Annotated in this window: 15 protein-coding genes; all 15 read left to right on the forward strand. The window is 39.7% G+C overall.

The window, feature by feature from the left end:
- Positions 1-361 precede the first annotated feature (361 nt).
- The 15 genes from BUB59_RS04360 to BUB59_RS04430 all read left to right on the forward strand — a co-directional run bounded on the left by BUB59_RS04360 (position 362) and on the right by BUB59_RS04430 (position 16890).
- Entirely contained in the window at positions 362-1486 is a 1125-nt protein-coding gene (locus BUB59_RS04360) for a nucleotidyltransferase family protein (RefSeq protein ID WP_159433324.1), read from the forward strand.
- Between the two features lie 167 nt (positions 1487-1653).
- Complete coding sequence (gene cps2T, locus BUB59_RS04365) at positions 1654-2829, forward strand: beta 1-4 rhamnosyltransferase Cps2T (RefSeq protein WP_073226026.1); 1176 nt, start codon at positions 1654-1656, stop codon at positions 2827-2829.
- Between the two features lie 17 nt (positions 2830-2846).
- Positions 2847-4046 (forward strand): hypothetical protein, encoded by a 1200-nt coding sequence (locus BUB59_RS04370; RefSeq protein WP_073226029.1) that lies wholly within the window; start codon positions 2847-2849, stop codon positions 4044-4046.
- Position 4047: 1 nt separating this feature from the next.
- Positions 4048-5496, forward strand: coding sequence for a flippase (locus tag BUB59_RS04375; protein WP_073226032.1), 1449 nt, complete (start codon positions 4048-4050; stop codon positions 5494-5496).
- Positions 5496-6362 carry a glycosyltransferase family 2 protein gene (locus BUB59_RS04380; RefSeq protein WP_073226035.1) on the forward strand — a complete coding sequence of 289 codons (867 nt, stop codon included), beginning with the start codon at positions 5496-5498 and terminating at the stop codon, positions 6360-6362. The genes BUB59_RS04375 and BUB59_RS04380 overlap by 1 nt, the downstream gene beginning before the upstream one ends.
- Positions 6363-6377: 15 nt before the next feature.
- Entirely contained in the window at positions 6378-7061 is a 684-nt protein-coding gene (locus BUB59_RS04385) for a hypothetical protein (RefSeq protein ID WP_073226037.1), read from the forward strand.
- Positions 7058-8011, forward strand: coding sequence for a capsular polysaccharide synthesis protein (locus BUB59_RS04390; RefSeq protein ID WP_073226040.1), 954 nt, complete (start codon positions 7058-7060; stop codon positions 8009-8011). The genes BUB59_RS04385 and BUB59_RS04390 overlap by 4 nt, the downstream gene beginning before the upstream one ends.
- A 12-nt stretch (positions 8012-8023) precedes the next feature.
- Complete coding sequence (locus BUB59_RS04395; protein ID WP_073226043.1) at positions 8024-8848, forward strand: LicD family protein; 825 nt, start codon at positions 8024-8026, stop codon at positions 8846-8848.
- Positions 8849-8862: 14 nt separating this feature from the next.
- Positions 8863-10206 (forward strand): Gfo/Idh/MocA family oxidoreductase, encoded by a 1344-nt coding sequence (locus BUB59_RS04400; RefSeq protein WP_073226046.1) that lies wholly within the window; start codon positions 8863-8865, stop codon positions 10204-10206.
- A 14-nt stretch (positions 10207-10220) separates the two neighbouring features.
- Complete coding sequence (locus BUB59_RS04405) at positions 10221-11294, forward strand: pyridoxal-phosphate-dependent aminotransferase family protein (RefSeq protein ID WP_073226049.1); 1074 nt, start codon at positions 10221-10223, stop codon at positions 11292-11294.
- A 2-nt stretch (positions 11295-11296) separates the two neighbouring features.
- Entirely contained in the window at positions 11297-11905 is a 609-nt protein-coding gene (locus BUB59_RS04410) for a GNAT family N-acetyltransferase (protein ID WP_073226051.1), read from the forward strand.
- A complete protein-coding gene (locus tag BUB59_RS04415) occupies positions 11902-12720 on the forward strand; it encodes a LicD family protein (protein ID WP_073226054.1) in 819 nt (272 codons plus the stop codon). The genes BUB59_RS04410 and BUB59_RS04415 overlap by 4 nt, the downstream gene beginning before the upstream one ends.
- A 3-nt stretch (positions 12721-12723) precedes the next feature.
- Positions 12724-13644, forward strand: a complete 921-nt coding sequence (rfbD, locus tag BUB59_RS04420; protein ID WP_073226056.1) for a dTDP-4-dehydrorhamnose reductase — start codon at positions 12724-12726, stop codon at positions 13642-13644.
- A 100-nt stretch (positions 13645-13744) separates the two neighbouring features.
- Complete coding sequence (locus BUB59_RS15750) at positions 13745-15877, forward strand: OmpA family protein (protein WP_073226059.1); 2133 nt, start codon at positions 13745-13747, stop codon at positions 15875-15877.
- Between the two features lie 383 nt (positions 15878-16260).
- Positions 16261-16890, forward strand: coding sequence for a GNAT family N-acetyltransferase (locus BUB59_RS04430; protein WP_073226062.1), 630 nt, complete (start codon positions 16261-16263; stop codon positions 16888-16890).
- The last annotated feature ends 662 nt before the right edge of the window (positions 16891-17552 follow it).

Raw genomic sequence — 17552 nt, forward strand, 5'->3', positions numbered from 1 at the left:
GTATAAAGTGCTCCTCAGAAAAAAGGAGCACAATATACAGGTTGTATAAAGAGTTCCTCAGAAAAAAGGAGCGCAATATACAGGTTGTATAAAGTGCTCCCCGGAAAAAAGGAGCACGATGTACGGGTTGTAGAAAGTGCTCCTCAGAAAAAAGGAGCACAATATACAGGTTGTATAAAGTGCTCCTCAGAAAAAGGAGCGCAATATACAGGTTGTATAAAGTGCTCCTCAGAAAAAAGGAGCACAATATACAGGTTGTAGAAAGTACTCCTCAGAAAAAAGGAGCACAATGTACAGGGTGGATATGTCATCCTCGCGTAGGCGAGGATCTAGCAGTATATTCTTTACTATATTCCACACCATGTCCCCAGAACTCCTAGAAACTACCTTCGCCCTTCTTCGCTTATCCCTTGATGCGGAGTCCTTAGACTCCTTCTTGAACAGAATCAAGGAGCATCCTTTATCTAAGGAAGACTGGGCTGCTATTTACGACTTCTGTAAAAAGCAGACGATTATCGGTGTGGTTCTGGTGGGGGTGAACAAGCTTCCGGAAGACCTGCGCCCCCCTAGGGAAATCCTGGACCACTGGATCTGCCAGGGATTCTATATCCACCAGCAGAACATCAAGATGAATGCTATGTGTGCCAAGGTCACCAAGATGTTCGCCGACAGGGGCCTCCGTTCAGTGATCCTAAAAGGTCAGGCGAATGCTCGTTTATACCCGGACCCCTTCAGCCGCCAGTGTGGTGATATTGACATTCTGGTGGAAGGCGGCAAGAAAAACGTAATCCGGCACCTCAAGGAAATGGGACTGATGGAGGGGGCGGACATAACTCCCCATCATGTGGAAATTGACAAAAAGTTCTTTGATGGAATCTCTGTAGAAGTCCATTTTAATGCGGTGCTTAGCTTGCCTATAGGAAAAGGCCGACGTTTGCAGAATTTTTTAGCGAAAAATGCCTTTTCTCATATACGAGGGGATAATACCGAACCCTTTTATGAGCCGACCATATTATTTGCTCTTATGATGCAAATGTCCCATATCAGGCGACATTTTATTGGCGAAGCCATCGGTTTAAGGCAGATTGTTGATTATTACATGCTTTTGAAGTCGTCTTCTGCTGAAATAATTAGTGAATCCTGTGAAAATGTCAAGAAATTTGGCCTTACTTCAATGTCTGGCGCCTTGATGTGGTGCCTTGAGATAATATTTTCGTTGGAAAAAGACCGGCTTTTGTCTGTCCCTAATGAAAAGTGGGGCTCACGTTTGATTCGTGCAATTGTGGATGGCGGAAATTTTGGCCGTTATAACGGCAAAAAAGAAGCAAACCTTGCTAAATACTGGCTTTTGAATAGAAAAAATGCTCTAGAAAAAATGAAGTTTGATGCTCGAGAGTCATTTGGTGCTGAATTTAGCTATTGGATAAAGTTTTTAAGAAATACGCCAAAACGAATCAAACAACGCAAAATCTCCTTCCGTAGGTAAGGTCCCTGAGCATTGCCGAAGGGACATGTGACGAACTAGGGAACGGTTTTGGTACATTTTTTTCCTTCCTCTATTATACGTGCCTTGTAAGCATTCCGTAACTTTTCTAAATTTCATCGCAAACGAGTATTCTAATTTGGAATATAGTGACGGGAAGAGAGTTTAGTATGGAAGATATTCAGCACATTTTTATCGTAGGAAGTAAGGGTATTCCTGGTGCTTATGGTGGTTATGAAACCTTCGTAGATAAGCTTACGGAGTACCATCAGAATGATGCTCGCTTTAAGTATCATGTAGCTTGCAAATCTGACAAAAATGGTGAGTTTGAGTATCATAACGCTCGTTGCTTTAATGTGAAGGTGCCGAATATCGGTGCTGCGCAGGCAATTTATTACGATGTTGAAGCTATAAAGCAATGCATTGAATACATTAAGAAGAATAACATTCCTCATCCTATAGTCTATTGTTTGGCTTGTCGTATTGGACCTTTTGCTCGTGGTTTCCAGAAGCAAATCCATAAATTGGGAGGAGTCTTCTATGTGAACCCGGATGGTCACGAATGGCTTCGTGCTAAATGGCCCCTTCCTGTCCGCAAGTACTGGAAGTACTCTGAACAACATATGGTCAAGCATGCAGACCTCTTGGTCTGCGATAGCAAGAACATTGAAAAGTACATTCGTTCCACATATGCCAAGTATAAGCCTAATACGACTTTTATCGCTTACGGTGCTGAAATCCGTCGTAGCAAGTTGGCTGATAATGATGAAAAGTTCTTGAACTGGCTCCAAGAGAAGAACCTTAAGCCCAAGGAATATTATCTCGTTGTTGGTCGTTTTGTTCCGGAAAATAATTACGAGACCATGATTCGTGAATTCATGCTGAGTAAGACTGATAAGAGCTTTGCTCTGATTACTAACGTGAATGAAGCCTTCTTGAACGAACTAAAAAAGAAGACCGGATTCCATAAGGATCCTCGCATTAAGTTTGTGGGGACAGTTTATGATCAGGAACTATTGATGAAGATTCGTGAAAAAGCCTATGGTTATTTCCATGGCCATGAAGTTGGAGGCACCAATCCTAGCTTGCTGGAAGCACTTGCAAGTTCCGACTTGAATTTGCTTCTGGATGTTGGTTTCAATAAGGAAGTGGGTGAGGATTCTGCCATTTATTGGAATAAACAAAGGGGCAATTTAGCGAGAACTATTGAGTATGCAGATGTAATGTCTAATGAAGATGTTATGACTTTGGCTGAAGCTAGTACGTGTAGAGTGTCTAGTGCTTATAGTTGGGAATTTATCTCGAATGAGTATGTGAAGGTATGGATTTCCTCAAAAAATAAGTAGCTTTAATAATCTAGTTCATGAAATCTTTAGTAATTGCGTTGATTGTAATTGTTGCTTTTTTCCAGAATTGGCTTCTTTCTGTGATTCCTTTTTTTGGAAATTTAGATGAAATTATCGCATTAACTTCTTTGCTGTACTATTTGCATTCACGAAAAAATGATTGGGGACGTGAACGTAAAATAGTGATTCCTGCTGTGGTTGTTATTGTCGTGGGATTGTTATTCAATGCTGTTTTTCACATACAAAACTCTTATATGGCTCTCGTAGAAGATGTCTTAGGCATCTTCAAGTTTTTATTTACCTATTTGGGATTAAAACAGTATTTGTATAATAGTGGTGTGAATACCGCATTGATTCTTAAATATGTAATGAAGTTTGTTTGTGTGTATTTACTAGTACTATCGTTGTTTGCTGGATTAAATCTTGTTTCTCCAATTGGGATGGATGCTGGGTATCGATATGGTCTTCGAATGTTTTCTTTTGTGTATGGAACGCCTGGACACTTAATCAATCAAATGACATATGCGTTAATCTTGTTAGAATCCCATAGAATTTTGAACTACAAAAGAATTGTGTTATGGGAAGTGCTTGCCTGTTTTATAATGGTTTGTACCTTGAAAACGAGAGCATTTACCCTAATGTTGATTTTTTTCTCGTTGAAATATTTTATTTTGGGTAAGATTAGGATTCGGTTAAGAACACTAGTCCCTGTAATGGCGTTGCTGGCTTATCTCGTGGGATATTCCCAATTTGAGTATTATTTCATTGCTGATGATGCTGCTCCTAGGGCAATGTTTGTTAACACTGCTGCTAAAATTGTTCGAGAAGATTTTCCCTGGGGGACTGGTTTTGGCACTTTTGGATCATCCGCTGCAGCAAAGTATTATTCACCTCTTTATGTTAAATATGGCTTTAGTGAACGATGGGGAATGACTAAGGATAATCAATTGTTTTTGAATGATAATTATTTGCCGATGATATTTGTTCAATTTGGCTTTTTATTGACGATCATTTTTTTGATTATGGTGTATCGTTATTGTCGGTTGGTGATTGGTGAATGTACAAATAAGTTTTCGAAATTTATCGGTATTTTCTTTGTGTTTGATATTTTACAAAGTAGTCTGCAGTCTTCATATTTAGCGCACTATTCTGTTGTAACTTTGACGTTCATTTTTTTGATTTGTTGCTATCCAAACAGAAGAATGGGAACGGTATAGTATGACGCAAAACTCTATAAAAAAGAATTATATTTATAATTTGGTGTACCATCTTTTAGTTGTATTTGTTCCTATTATAACCACCCCTTATGTTTCAAGAGCTTTGCATGCCGATGGAATTGGTGCACACAGTTATACGTCATCTGTTGTAAATTATTTTGCGTTACTTGTCAATCTTGGTATTGCCTCTTATGGTCAATTGCAAATAGCTAAACATCGAGAAGAAAAAAAAAGTTTAACCACAATTTTTTTTGAACTAACTGCATTTAGGTTGTTATTGACGGTTGCCGTTGTATTAGTTTATCTGATGGTTGTTGTTCAAAATTGTGAAGAATCTTATAAACAACTTTATTATGCTCATATTCTCTACATTATCGGATACTCGTTGGATATAACATGGTTTCTTCAGGGACTAGAAGAATTTAAAAAAATTGTTTTACGAAATATAGTTGTAAAAATTGCTTCGGTCGTATTGATTTTGACGTTTGTCAATAATTCTTCTGATTTGGTTATTTATGCGATATTGCTGAACGGATCTGTTTTACTAGGTAATGCTTCTATTTGGTGCTTTGTCCCGAAATATTTGCAAAAAGTTCCGTTAAAGGAGATGAACATTTTGCAACATATTAAGCCTTGCTTGGTTTATTTTATTCCGACGATTTCTACGATGATTTATCTAACCTTAGATAAGACCATGATAGGATGGTTTTCTGAAGGGGCTGCTGAAAATGGGTATTATGAACAGGCTCATAAAATTGAACAGATGGTAGTGACTTTTTTGACATCGCTCAGCGTTGTAATGATGCCGAGGATGGCTTATTTGTTTAAGAATAACTTGATAGAGGAAATGAAAAAAAAACAACATGAATCGACTCAATTTATTCTTCTGTTATCTTTTCCGATGTGCTTTGGTGTAATGGTTGTTTCTGATTACTTTGTTCCTCTTTTTCTGGGGCCGGGTTATGATGAGTGTGTGTTGTTGTTAAAAATATTTAGCGTTCTTTTGGTTGTTGTTGGCTTGAATAATGCTGTTGGAAAACAAATTTTGATGGCTACTGGTAGGCAGAACCTGTACAATAAAAGTGTAATCGTTGGATGCTTTGTAAATGTCATCCTAAATTTATTTTTGATACCAAACTATTTAGCTGTTGGAGCTGCTGTTGCATCGGTTATTGCTGAGTCTGTAATTTTGATTCTATTTGTGAAATATGCAAATGATTTTATTTGTTTTGGCTGGCTTGTAAAAAAAGGCTATAAGTATCTCATAGCTTCTGTATTTATGTTTGCGGTTGTAAGGACATCATATCAGTTCGTAAATATGGAATGGTGTGGCTGCTTATTATTGTGCCTATTGGGCGTTTTTTCCTATTTGTTGGCTGTTTTTTTGTTAAAAGATTATTTCGTTTTGCAACATTTGTCCAAGTTTTTTAAAACAAAGAAGGTAACATAATGATTGGGTTTGTCATTTTACATTATATGGCTTATGAGGAAACCATAGCGTGTGTTGAGTCTATTCTTAGAAATGTGAAGGGCGAAAAAAAACTTGTTGTCGTTGATAATGCATCCCCTAACGATTCCTATCGAATTCTTGTTGAACGGTTTAAAGATGACAACGATGTAGATGTTGTTTCGTCTGGGGGAAATGTTGGCTTTGCGAGGGGTAATAATTATGGATATGCATATATAAACAACCATTACCACCCAGACTTTGTTGTTGTAATGAATAATGATATGGATATTCAGCAATGTGATTTTATTGATGAAATTTATAATAGTTTTGCGATGTACAAATATTTTGTTTGTGGACCTGATATTTACGCTTCGAAGAAAAAATATCATCAGAATCCTCAAACTCGAAAAGTCCTGAGTAAGGAAGATTATAAAAAACAATACAGAAAATTATGGATAAAGGATAAGTTGTCTTTTCTTTTCCCATTGAAATATGCCTTTAAGTCAATTTTTTGTAAAGAAACTTATCATAGCGCCGATTATAGTAAAATCCCCTATATTGATAGTGTGGTTGAGAATAAGATGCTGCATGGTTCTTGCTACATTTTTTCGCCGCTATATATACGCAAATACCCAGAAGAATGCTTTTATAACAAAACATTTATGTACTTAGAAGCAGAGATTCTTCATTATTTAACTCAAAAAAGAAGGGAAAAAACCATCTATTATCCATTTCTTAAAGTTAACCACCATGAAGATGCTTCAACAGATGCTACTTACAAAAAACAATATAAAAAGTCCATTTTTTCTGTTAAATGTCTTCTGCAGTCGTCAAAAGCTTTTATTGAGCTTATGAACTGTGTTTAATGGGATCTGGTTTCTATGATGATTGATTTGATTGGTTTGCCTGGCTGTGGAAAGAGTTTTTTTTCTACAAGGTTACGCCATGAATTAATTCAAGATGGTTTCCACGTTCAAGATATATCGAGGAATAGATCAACTCCGTTTCGGTATAAACTCTTTTTTAAATTAATGGCGCTTGCTGTTAGATTTTTCCCTTCCTGTTACCAAAAGAGGAAAATTGTTTTGAAACAGCTAGATGTGCAATCAAAAAGGTCGTCTTTTCTAGATAGACGAATCAATGATATTGTTGATGACATATTGTTGCATATATACACGCATAAAGTTTTAAAATCCAAAAGGAAGATTTATATAAATGACGAAGGAATTCTGCATAAAGTTTTGTATTTATCTGTTTTTTTTGATGTTTCCGTAGAACGAGCTCTTGAAATTTTCCAACCGTTTGATACTCAATCTCTGACAATTTTCATTCGTAATTTGCCAGAACAGTCTTTTTTGTTTATAAAAGAAAGAAATCGGAAAGATTGTTCAATGGATTTCCTTTCGGATGATATAATGAAGTGTTATCTAGATAAATTCTATCAGAAGATGAATGTTGCTCAAAGAAAAATAAATTTGTTTGAAATTGACAGAAATGATTCTTTGGAAAATAGAGTGCTTATGGCTAAGAAAAAAATAATTGAATTTAAAGGGACTAATGTATGAAAAAGATGATTGCCTTGATAAAAAAAATGGGTGGACTACAACTTGTTGTTCAACTATGTAAATCCCATGTATTCTTTTTTTCGGTCTTTGTGACGTTGTTGTTAGGCTTTGAAAAAAGAGCGTTAGAAATATCAAGATTAGCAATCGCTAACCGTCGTCTGCAGAAATTACGTAAACGTTATTCTGCTTTTATGAATCAAAAAAAAGGGGAAATTGTATGGGGTCCCGTAAGAAAGACCTCAAAAAAAGTATGGGTTCTGTGGTTGCAAGGAATGGATAACGCTCCTGAACTAGTAAAGAAATGTCATGCATCGCTTTTAATGAATTTAAAAGATCGGGAGATTGTAATATTGTCTGAATCCAATTACAAGGATTATGTACAATTTCCAGAGTATGTACAACGTAAAATTGATTCTGGAATAATTTCAAGGACTCATTTTTCCGATTTATTACGTTTGGAATTGCTTGAAAAGTATGGTGGGACATGGATTGATGCCACGGTATTCTGTTCGGATTCAGATGTTCCTAATTACGTTATGGATTCAGAACTCTTTGTGTATCAATGTATAAAGCCCGTTTCTGATGGAGTTTGTTATTCGATTTCTAGTTGGTTGATGACTTCTTGTGCTGGACATCCTATAATTGTTCTGACAAAAGAATTGCTTTATGAGTATTGGAAGAAGAATGATTCTATGATTGATTATTTCCTCTTACATTATTTCTTTAAATTATCTACAGAGGTTTTTCCTGCGGAATGGAACAGGGTTGTACCAGTCTGTAATGCTGCTCCACATATGCTTTTGTTACGATTATTTGAATTGTTTAATTCTGATGTTTGGTCGGCTATCAAGGCTCAATCCTGCTTCCATAAATTGAGTTACAAGTTTGAAAAGGAAACTTTTAGTTTGCCAAACACCTATTATTCAGTTGTTGTTGATGGACTACAGTAAAAGGAATTTTTTATGAAAAAACTTTCTATGAGGGACGTTCAAAGAGGTTCTCTTGAAATACTGAAAAAAATAGATTCGATTTGTAAACAGGAAAATTTACGCTATTGTTTAGCGTATGGTACTTTAATTGGTGCAGTTAGACACAAAGGATTTATTCCTTGGGATGATGACATTGACATTATGATGCCGAGGAAGGACTATAATCGCCTGATAGAGTTCTTTTTTCAACATCAACAAGAATTGCAACCTTTTGAAATGTTTAATAACTTGCATAATGACAAGTACCCATATATGATTACACGTATTAGTGATAGTCGCTATGTCCTGGATGTTGATAATGAAATGCCTTATGGAATAGGCTTGTTTGTCGATGTATATCCTTTAGATGGTTGTGGAAATTCTGTAGAAGAATATAAAAAAAAGAAAAATAAGTCATCGCTGTTAGCGTCGCTATGTTTTCTATCAACTCGTAAATCTGTCAAACGAGAGAATACGGCTTCCTTTCTTAAGTATTTGTTGAAGTATCCTGCATTTATCGTCGCGAAGATTATTGGAAAAGAGTTCTTTATGAGAAAACTGGATGCGTTAGCTGCAAAAAGTGACTATGAAAAGAGTGATTATATTGGATGTCTAGTATGGGCCTCCGATGATGGGCTTCGAGGTATTTTTCCTAAAGAGTGGTTTAATGAATTGGTAGACATTGAATTTGAAAATTTTAAATTTAAGGCTCCAAGGGAGTATGATAAAGTTCTAAAGCATGGCTACGGAAATTATATGGAATTACCTCCGGAAAATAAAAGGATAGCTCATCACTATTATGACGCATTTTTAAAGTAAAGAATGGATTCTTAATGAAAAAAGTAATTACTTACGGAACCTACGATCTTCTTCATCAGGGACATGTCAACTTACTCAAGCGTGCTAAAGCCTTGGGTGATTATCTCATCGTAGGTGTTACAAATGACAATTTTGATCGTGATCGTGGTAAATTGAATGTTCGTAATAACGTTTTAGAACGTGTGGATGCTGTAAAAGCTACTGGACTTGCCGATCAAATAATCATCGAAGATTATGTAGGTCAAAAGATTGATGATGTTCAAAAATATGATGTGGACATTTTTGCTATTGGTTCCGATTGGGAAGGAAAATTTGATTACCTCAATGAATTCTGCGAAGTTGTGTATCTCCCTCGTACAGAAGGAATTTCCTCTACCATGCTACGTGCGGAGAGCCAGGATGTTGTCAAGGTAGGAATTATTGGCTGTGGTAGAGTAGCGAGACGTTTCCCATTTGAGGCAAATGTAGTCAACGGGGTGTCTATTACTGCTGCCTATGACTCTAACTCGGATGCAAGTTTGAAATTCGCAAAGGATTTTGAAGGGGTTGTCTCTTATAAGGACCTGTCCGATTTTTATAAAAATGTGGATGCAGTCTACATAGCGACGCCCCATCTTTCCCACTATGACAACATCAAAACTTCTCTTTTGGCGGGGAAACATGTCCTCTGTGAGACGCCTATGGTTTTAAAGTTCCTGGAGGCTAAGGAACTATATAAGCTTGCTGAAAAACAGGGTGTCATCTTGATGGAGGCTAACAAGACTGCGCACTGTCCTGCTTTCAATCACTTGATGGTTATGATCAAGTCTGGCCTCATCGGTGAAGTTGTTGACATTGAAGCTTCTCTTTCTCAACTGTTGGATAAGACGGGTCGAGAATTTGACCCCAATCAGGCGGGTGGAGCTATGTTTGAACAGGGGTCTTATCCTCTGCTTCCCATTTTGAAATTGATGGGAATCAATTATGAAAGCATCCAACTATTTTCTCGTATGGAAAATGGAGTGGATGTCCATACCAAAGGCCTTATCAAGTATCCCAAGGCTGTTTGCACATTTAAAGTGGGATTGGGCGTCAAGACAGAGGGTAATCTTGTTATTTCGGGAACCAAAGGCTATGCCTATGTTCCTGCTCCCTGGTGGAAAACTGATTATTTTGAGCTTCGTTACGAAGACAGTAACGATAACAAAAAGTTCTTTTACAAGTGGGATGGCTTCGGGCTTCGCTATGAAATCCAAGAGTTTATCAGCTGCATTTACAATCACAGGTTCAGCACGGCTAGACTGCGTCGTAGAGAAAGTATCTGTATGGCGGAAATCATGGAGCAGTTTAGCCTGCGAAAAAATTTTTTTAAGATTTAAAAGAGGGTATTTCTATGATCAACTTTACCGTAGGTCCTGTCCAATCTAGTGATGCAGTTCGTGCTGTAGGCGCAGAACAGGTGCCTTATTTCCGTACTACAGAATTTTCTCAGCTTATGCTGGAAAATGAATCTCTTGTGAAAAAATTTGCAAAGGCAACGGATGATTCTAAGGTTGCTTTTATTACTGGGTCGGGGTCTGCTGGCATGGAAACTGCTATTATGAATACCTTGACCTCAGAGGACAAGGCCATCGTTGTAAATGGCGGTAGTTTTGGCCATCGTTTTGTAGAGCTCTGCGAACTTCACGAAATTCCATTTACCGAAATTAAGCTTGATGCGGGCAAAACTTTGAAAGCCGAACATTTAGTTGGATTTGAGGGCAAGGGCTATACGACCTTCATCGTGAACAAACATGAAACTTCTACGGGTGTTCATTACGATATGAACTTGATAAGTGATTTTTGTAAGCGAAATAATCTGTTCCTAATAGTGGACTGTATTAGTACATTTCTGGCAGATCCTTTTGATATGTCGGGGCTTGGTGCAGATATCATGATTACTGGTTCTCAGAAGGCCCTTGCATGTCCCCCGGGTATTTCTGTCATGATATTGTCTCCCAAGGCTTTGAAACGTGTTGAGTGCGTTAAGTGCAAATGCCAATATCTGGATTTAAAACTTGCTTTGAAAAATGCTGAACGCGGCCAGACCCCGTGGACTCCAGCTGTGGGCATCCTTCGTCAGATTCATGCCCGCCTGAAGGAAATTGAGGCAAATGGTGGTGTAGATGCGGAAATATCTCGTACTGCAGCCTTGGCTAATTATTTCCGCGAACAGATTAAGAGCTTACCTTTTGAAATTGTTTCGGAATCCCTTTCCAATGCCGTAACTCCACTACATCCCACCACCGCGTCTGCATATGATATTTTTCTAAAAATCAAGGATGATTACGGTATGTGGATTTGCCCTAACGGTGGAGATATGAAAGACTCAATTTTCCGTGTTGGTCACATTGGATATCTATCTGAGGCCGACTACGATAAACTTGTTGATGCTTTTAAGGATTTGCAGAAAAAAGGCTTTATTTAGAGATGCAGATTTTTATAGTTGATGAAATACCGAGTAGTATGTACCAGTCCTTGATGGAGCTGGTTCATGCTTCTTTTGACGAATATCAAAAAGAGAACATAAACTTTACTTGTTCTCGGTATTCGATGGATGATGTAAAAGAAAAAATATTAAGTCATTGGTGTTTATTTGCTATAGATGAAAAAAACAATATACTAGGCGTTACTTCCTTTTTCCCTATAAATGACAGGGATTGCTATGAGGCGATAAGTGCTATATCCCCCAAATCCAAAGGTTTGGGAATAGGTACATTATTGTTTGAACGTCGTCGGCAATTTTTACAAGAAAAAAAATTTAGTCGGATTATCTCGGATACTGCTGTTGGTGCAAAAGCTTCTGTTGGATGGCATTTAAAGAAATGTGGATGCAGGATCATAGGTTACAAATCGTATAAAGATACCGATTACTATTCATATTTGTTCTGTGAGCATTTGTCTGGGAAAATGTCAAATGCTTATAAAATCTATTATTTTTGTAGATATTTGCTCTCTTTTTGTATAACAAGATGTATGTTGAAACGCGATGGAAGTTTCTCAAAAATAGGACGATTAATTAGTTTGGTAAAAAAATGAAAGAGTTGTCTCTTAAAGAAATTCAACGGGAAAGTCTAAGAATTTTAAAAGATGTTCATTCTTTTTGTGAAAAAAATGGCATCAGGTATTCGTTGGCGTATGGGACATTGATTGGTGCCGTAAGACATAAAGGCTTTATTCCTTGGGATGATGATGTTGATATTGTTATGCCTAGACCTGATTTTGATAAATTTTGTCGAGAGTTTGTGTCTCAGGATGACAATGTATTGTATTCTCCCGAATCGGAAGAGAACTTCTTGATGTTTGCAAGAGTTTGTAGTGATTCTCGTACTAAGGCGGTTTCTAAACGTCCATGGAGTAGTGTAGAAACTGGCCTTTGGATTGATGTTTTTCCATTGGATGGCTTAAATCCGTCTAGGGGAACTTTTATTAAAGAATTAGGGTATTTGCGTTCCCTAGGACGTAAGGAAATGCGTTTGCGAACGGGCAAGTATTTGAAACTAAATAGGAATCTGTCCTGCAAAGAAGTTCTAGCGTGTTTGCTCAAAAAAGTTTTATATTTCCCTTTTTGCTTGAAAAGGGTCAAAGCAAAACATAATGATTTTTTAAGACGCTTTGATTATGAGTCTGCAAATTATTGTGGTCAACTCTGTGTTATGGATTATCCAGAAAAAGAATATAACCTTAAAAATTGGTTTTCTTCCTATAGGAAAGTTCCTTTTGAAGATGTTGATTTGTTTATTTCTGAAAACTATCATGATATTTTAAGCCAGTATTACGGTAATTATATGTCGTTACCTCCGGAAAACCAACGTGTTCCTCCTCAATCATATATAAAATTCTTTTGGAGATAGAAAATGAAGTTTTTTGTAACGGGTGTGGGTGGTCAACTAGGTCACGATGTTGTTAATGAGTTGGCGTCTCGTGGACATTGTGTTGTGGGTAGTGATATAGCAACAGAATATGTTGGTGTTGCAGATGGCTCTGCCGTCACCAAGGTTGAATATGTCCAGCTAGATATTACTGATGCGAAGGCTGTTGAAAAGGTTTTGATGAGTGTAAAACCAGATGCCGTGATTCATTGTGCTGCATGGACTGCGGTGGATTTTGCTGAAGATTCTGATAAGCAGGAAAAGGTGCGCGCCATCAATGCTTATGGCTCTGAAAATGTTGCGCATATTTGTAAGGCTCTTGACTGTAAGATGACTTACATCAGTACTGATTATGTTTTTGATGGACAGGGAACGACTCCTTGGCAACCCGATTGTAAGGACTATAAACCTCTTAATGTTTATGGTCAGACAAAGTTGGAAGGTGAGTTAGCTGTTAGTGGAACTTTGGAGAAGTTCTTCATTGTTCGTATCGCATGGGTGTTCGGCCTTAACGGCAAGAACTTCATCAAGACAATGCTGAATGTGGGGAAAACTCACGATACTGTCCGCGTAGTGAATGACCAGATTGGTACTCCCACGTACACTTTGGATTTGGCTCGCCTCCTGGTGGACATGAATGAAACTGAAAAGTATGGTTACTATCACGCTACCAATGAAGGCGGATATATTAGCTGGTTTGATTTTACCTGCGAGATTTACAAGCAGGCTGGTCTTTCTACAAAGGTTCTGCCGGTAACTACTGCTGAATATGGATTGAGTAAGGCTGCCCGTCCCTTCAATAGTCGCTTGGACAAAAGCAAACTGGTGCAAGCAGGCTTCAAGCCGCTGCCGACTTGGCAAGATGCGCTGGCTCGTTATTTGAAAGAAATTGGAGAAAAATGCTGATGCTGAATCAAGTTCAGCATGACTTTTAACAAAAAAATACTTGAAAGCAAATTGTAAGTTTCTATATTTGTGAGCAAAGTTTTTTAGGAAGGAATTAGAAATGAAAAAACTTCTTGCAGCATCTCTGTTGATTGCTGGCGTCGCTTTTGCACAGAGCGGCATTGCCGGCGGTAAAGACGGTTTGCACCAGTACAATGCTAATACCATGGGGCAGTGGACCTTTGAACTGGGTACCGGCGGTAATGTTTCCCTGGATAACTGGTCTTTGGCAAAGGCTGGTGTAATTAAAGATCAAAATGGACAAAATTTTGGTGTTTATAAGATTGATGGTTCCTTTGCGGGTAACTTCAATTTTGCCATGGGCGTCTTTAAGTGGATGGATGTGGGTGCAAGCCAGTCCTTGAACTATGACTACGTGGGCTCCAGCACAGGCTTGGAAGAAGTTCACCATATGAGTACTATTGCTTTAGGTGATTTGGATTTGTGGGCCAAATTTGCCTTGCCAATCACCAAGGATAGCAGTGTGTTCAGCTTTGCTGCTTTGCTTCAGGTAACTGCGGCTATCGGAGAAACGAGTGCTGGTGTTCGTCCTCGTCATTCTTGGTACCTTGCTCCTGAAGGGTGGTATACTAATCCCTATACGGCAAATGGTCCTGTTGTTGGATTAAATGCCATTATGACTGCAGATTGGACCAAACGAGGTATTCCTCTTCGCTGGAACACTCAGGTTGGTTTCGTTTATACTGTAGAAGATGGGTATCCTAATGCTTTGACCTATAGCACGGGCTTGAACTGGTTCGTTCATCCCAAGGTGGATGCTTTCTTGGAATATTCTGGAGAAATGCGTGTAAGTGGAGAGCATTACGATATTTCTCCGCTCGTTGATCCGATGATCGTGACGCCTGGTTTCCGTTTTCACCTGAGTCGTTCCTTGGATCTGGGTATGGGTCTGGAAGTTGCTCTGCGCAATGTGAAGAATCCCCTGTACAAGATGAAGGAAGAAAAGAAGGACATCAATGATTTCATAATCAAACGTGTTGATGATCATGGTCATAAGTCTTACTACGGTTACGCTTCTACTCCGCTTTATGCTGGTGCTGCTACCTTGGTTTATCGCTTTGGTGGCGACGACGAAGATCCGGCCGTGCTGGCTGCCCAGTCTTACGCTGTGGACTCCGCTGCCCAGGCTCGCCTGGATTCCCTGCTGCAGGCTCGCGCCATGCGTGAAGATTCCCTGGCCCGTACCGATAGCGATAAGGATGGCATCGTTGACCTGAAGGACAACTGCCCCAAGACTCCGGAAGGCGCTCAGGTGGACTCCGTGGGTTGCCCCATCGATACGGATAAGGATGGTGTTGCTGATGGTATTGACCAGTGCCCGGGTACCGCTGCTGGCGTTGCTGTTGGCCCCGATGGTTGCGAAGCTGACTTCGACAAGGATGGCGTCCTGGATTCTAAGGACCAGTGCCCCAATACTCCGGAAGGCGCTCAGGTTGACGTGAACGGTTGCTCTGTGGACTCCGATAAGGATGGCGTTGCCGACGATAAGGATAAGTGCCCCAATACCCCGGCTGGCGTGACTATCGACGAAACTGGCTGCCCCCTGGACTTCGACAAGGATGGCGTTGCTGACATTAACGACAAGTGCCCCAATACTCCGGCTGGCCAGGTTGTGGACTCCGTGGGTTGCTCTCTGGATGGCGACAAGGATGGCGTACCTGATGGTATCGACCAGTGCCCCGCTACCGAAGCTGGCATTAGCGTTGACTCCGTTGGCTGCGATCTGGACTTCGACAGGGATGGCGTTCCCGACTCCAAGGACAAGTGCCCCAATACCCTGCCTGGTATCAAGGTTAAGGAAGATGGCTGCCCGGTCCGCAAGAAGGAAAACCTGGACGAATTGAAGAAGGGTATTCAGTTCAAGCTGAACTCCGCAAAGCTCACCAAGAACAGCTACGGCACCCTGGACGATATCGTTAAGCTCATGATGCAGATTCCGGAAGCTAACCTGGAAATTCAGGGTCACACCGACGAACTGGGTTCCGACGCTACCAACCAGAAGCTGTCTCAGGAACGCGCCCAGACCGTGATGGACTACTTCGTGAAGAAGGGTGTGGAATCCAACCGCCTCCGTGCAGTAGGCTACGGCGCATCCAAGCCCGTCGCTGACAACAAGGACAAGGCCGGCCGCGAAAAGAACCGCCGCGTGGAATTGGTTCCGTTCCAGAACTAGTTTAACGTCATTCTGAGCGAAGCACCGTAGGTGCGAAGTCGAAGAATCTAGTGACGAATGAAAAGGCCTCCGCTAAAAAAGCGGGGGCCTTTTTTGTCGCCTGTAGTTTGCAAAGTGGAAAGGAGAAAAACTTGACCTTGACACTATTGCGGCAAAAGAATAAATTTAGGATACGCAGCCTATGCTGTATGATTTGTTATATCCGGTTTTTTCAATAAACAATCAATATAAACAGCGAGGTATTGTATGAAACCCATTAGCGAAATGCTGGATCGACGGCAGAATAGGATTACTAATTGTGAAGCGGTAGAACGTATTCATTCTAACAGCATGCCCAAAAGTACGCTGAAAAAGATTGAAATTAAACTACCCGAATACACAAGATGAGTGATCGTTTTCAAATTGTCCCTGTTATTGAATCAATTTTCAAAACTATTGATGCGCGTGGCTTTTTTTCTAGCCCGAAAGACTTTAATTTCTTGAGCCTGTTTGATTGCTCTTGGAATTTTGATCGTTTGGTTTTGCGGGCTCCCGATGGTAGCCGAGAATTATTGGAAATGCAGCAAAGCGGATCGGTGAATGCTTTTGCTTGTGTTGATTCTCTAAAAAAATGCCCGATTGCATTTTTTACTTTAGCTGCATCTGGCTTAAGCGTTCCAGCGCAATACCGTTTAGGTCAAACGCCTACGAATTGGGATTCTTTTCCGACTGTACAAATAGATTACCTTTTTGTTGATATGGATCTTCAACGTTGTGGTGTTGGGTCGTATATAATGAATTGGATTAAAGAATTTGCTCAAGAAAGACGATATCAATTTGAAGCCTTTCGTTTTATATACTTGAATGCGATAAAGACTGAGCAAGCGTTAAATTTTTATAAAAAGAATAATTTTGTCTTTGCGGACAGTGACGACGAAATGAACATAGAACAAGAAATGAATGACGGGACCTTTTGTGATGAAAAGGATATGGTCGTTCCTATGTTCTTTGATTTAAATAGTCTTGTGAAATAAATTGCTCCATTTCTCATATCCGGGTGAGGTACGTCTGCCCGCCCACCCACCCTTTTTGCGGGGTCCTTTGTCGCCTGTAGTTTGCAAAGTGGAAAGGAGATGCTGGCGGGGTTGACATAGAATGTTTTTCTTTTTTATATTCGTGATTAAGGTAACCACTGGTCGGTTGCTTCCGGTATATCCGGGCTTTAATATATGAAGTATGACAAGAGAGGGATTATGGCTCGTGAAATTCGAGAAACTCCTGAATATTCCGGCGAAAATAAACCGCAAATCCGAGCTCGCGGAAACCGTGATTCCGACATTTAGGAAACCGTTTTGATAGTTCTATTCTTTTGCTCAAACCAGAATGTTGGAACCGCGCGGGATTCTTAAGCTTGTTCGCGCGAGCCATTCACTAACGAGCATATTTAAAGGCACTATGTATTCGCGAGTGAAGGAAGCAGGTCATATCCAGCCATAAGCAAATCATTAAATCTGATTCACAAGAATCTCTCCCGAATTCTATTTGCAAATGCATAATCCGAGCGGAATCTGAAGGATGCAAAAAAGGCCCCCAGATGGGAGCGGCAATTTTCAGGCAATATGTCCGCTCGGGTGATTTAATTCAAAGTTAGTTCGTCATCCTGCTTTTGGCAAGTGTACGCGGTGCTTTAGGCTGA

The organism is Fibrobacter sp. UWEL, from assembly GCF_900142535.1.
GTDB lineage: Bacteria > Fibrobacterota > Fibrobacteria > Fibrobacterales > Fibrobacteraceae > Fibrobacter.

Coding starts and splice junctions, on each gene's coding strand:
- BUB59_RS04385 (WP_073226037.1), top strand. CDS start 6,378: ATGATGATTGATTTGATTGGTTTGCCTGGCTGTGGAAAGAGTTTTTTT.
- rfbD (WP_073226056.1), top strand. CDS start 12,724: ATGAAGTTTTTTGTAACGGGTGTGGGTGGTCAACTAGGTCACGATGTT.
- BUB59_RS04410 (WP_073226051.1), top strand. CDS start 11,297: ATGCAGATTTTTATAGTTGATGAAATACCGAGTAGTATGTACCAGTCC.
- BUB59_RS04380 (WP_073226035.1), top strand. CDS start 5,496: ATGATTGGGTTTGTCATTTTACATTATATGGCTTATGAGGAAACCATA.
- cps2T (WP_073226026.1), top strand. CDS start 1,654: ATGGAAGATATTCAGCACATTTTTATCGTAGGAAGTAAGGGTATTCCT.
- BUB59_RS04390 (WP_073226040.1), top strand. CDS start 7,058: ATGAAAAAGATGATTGCCTTGATAAAAAAAATGGGTGGACTACAACTT.
- BUB59_RS04405 (WP_073226049.1), top strand. CDS start 10,221: ATGATCAACTTTACCGTAGGTCCTGTCCAATCTAGTGATGCAGTTCGT.
- BUB59_RS04400 (WP_073226046.1), top strand. CDS start 8,863: ATGAAAAAAGTAATTACTTACGGAACCTACGATCTTCTTCATCAGGGA.
- BUB59_RS04430 (WP_073226062.1), top strand. CDS start 16,261: ATGAGTGATCGTTTTCAAATTGTCCCTGTTATTGAATCAATTTTCAAA.
- BUB59_RS04360 (WP_159433324.1), top strand. CDS start 362: ATGTCCCCAGAACTCCTAGAAACTACCTTCGCCCTTCTTCGCTTATCC.
- BUB59_RS15750 (WP_073226059.1), top strand. CDS start 13,745: ATGAAAAAACTTCTTGCAGCATCTCTGTTGATTGCTGGCGTCGCTTTT.
- BUB59_RS04415 (WP_073226054.1), top strand. CDS start 11,902: ATGAAAGAGTTGTCTCTTAAAGAAATTCAACGGGAAAGTCTAAGAATT.
- BUB59_RS04395 (WP_073226043.1), top strand. CDS start 8,024: ATGAAAAAACTTTCTATGAGGGACGTTCAAAGAGGTTCTCTTGAAATA.
- BUB59_RS04370 (WP_073226029.1), top strand. CDS start 2,847: ATGAAATCTTTAGTAATTGCGTTGATTGTAATTGTTGCTTTTTTCCAG.
- BUB59_RS04375 (WP_073226032.1), top strand. CDS start 4,048: ATGACGCAAAACTCTATAAAAAAGAATTATATTTATAATTTGGTGTAC.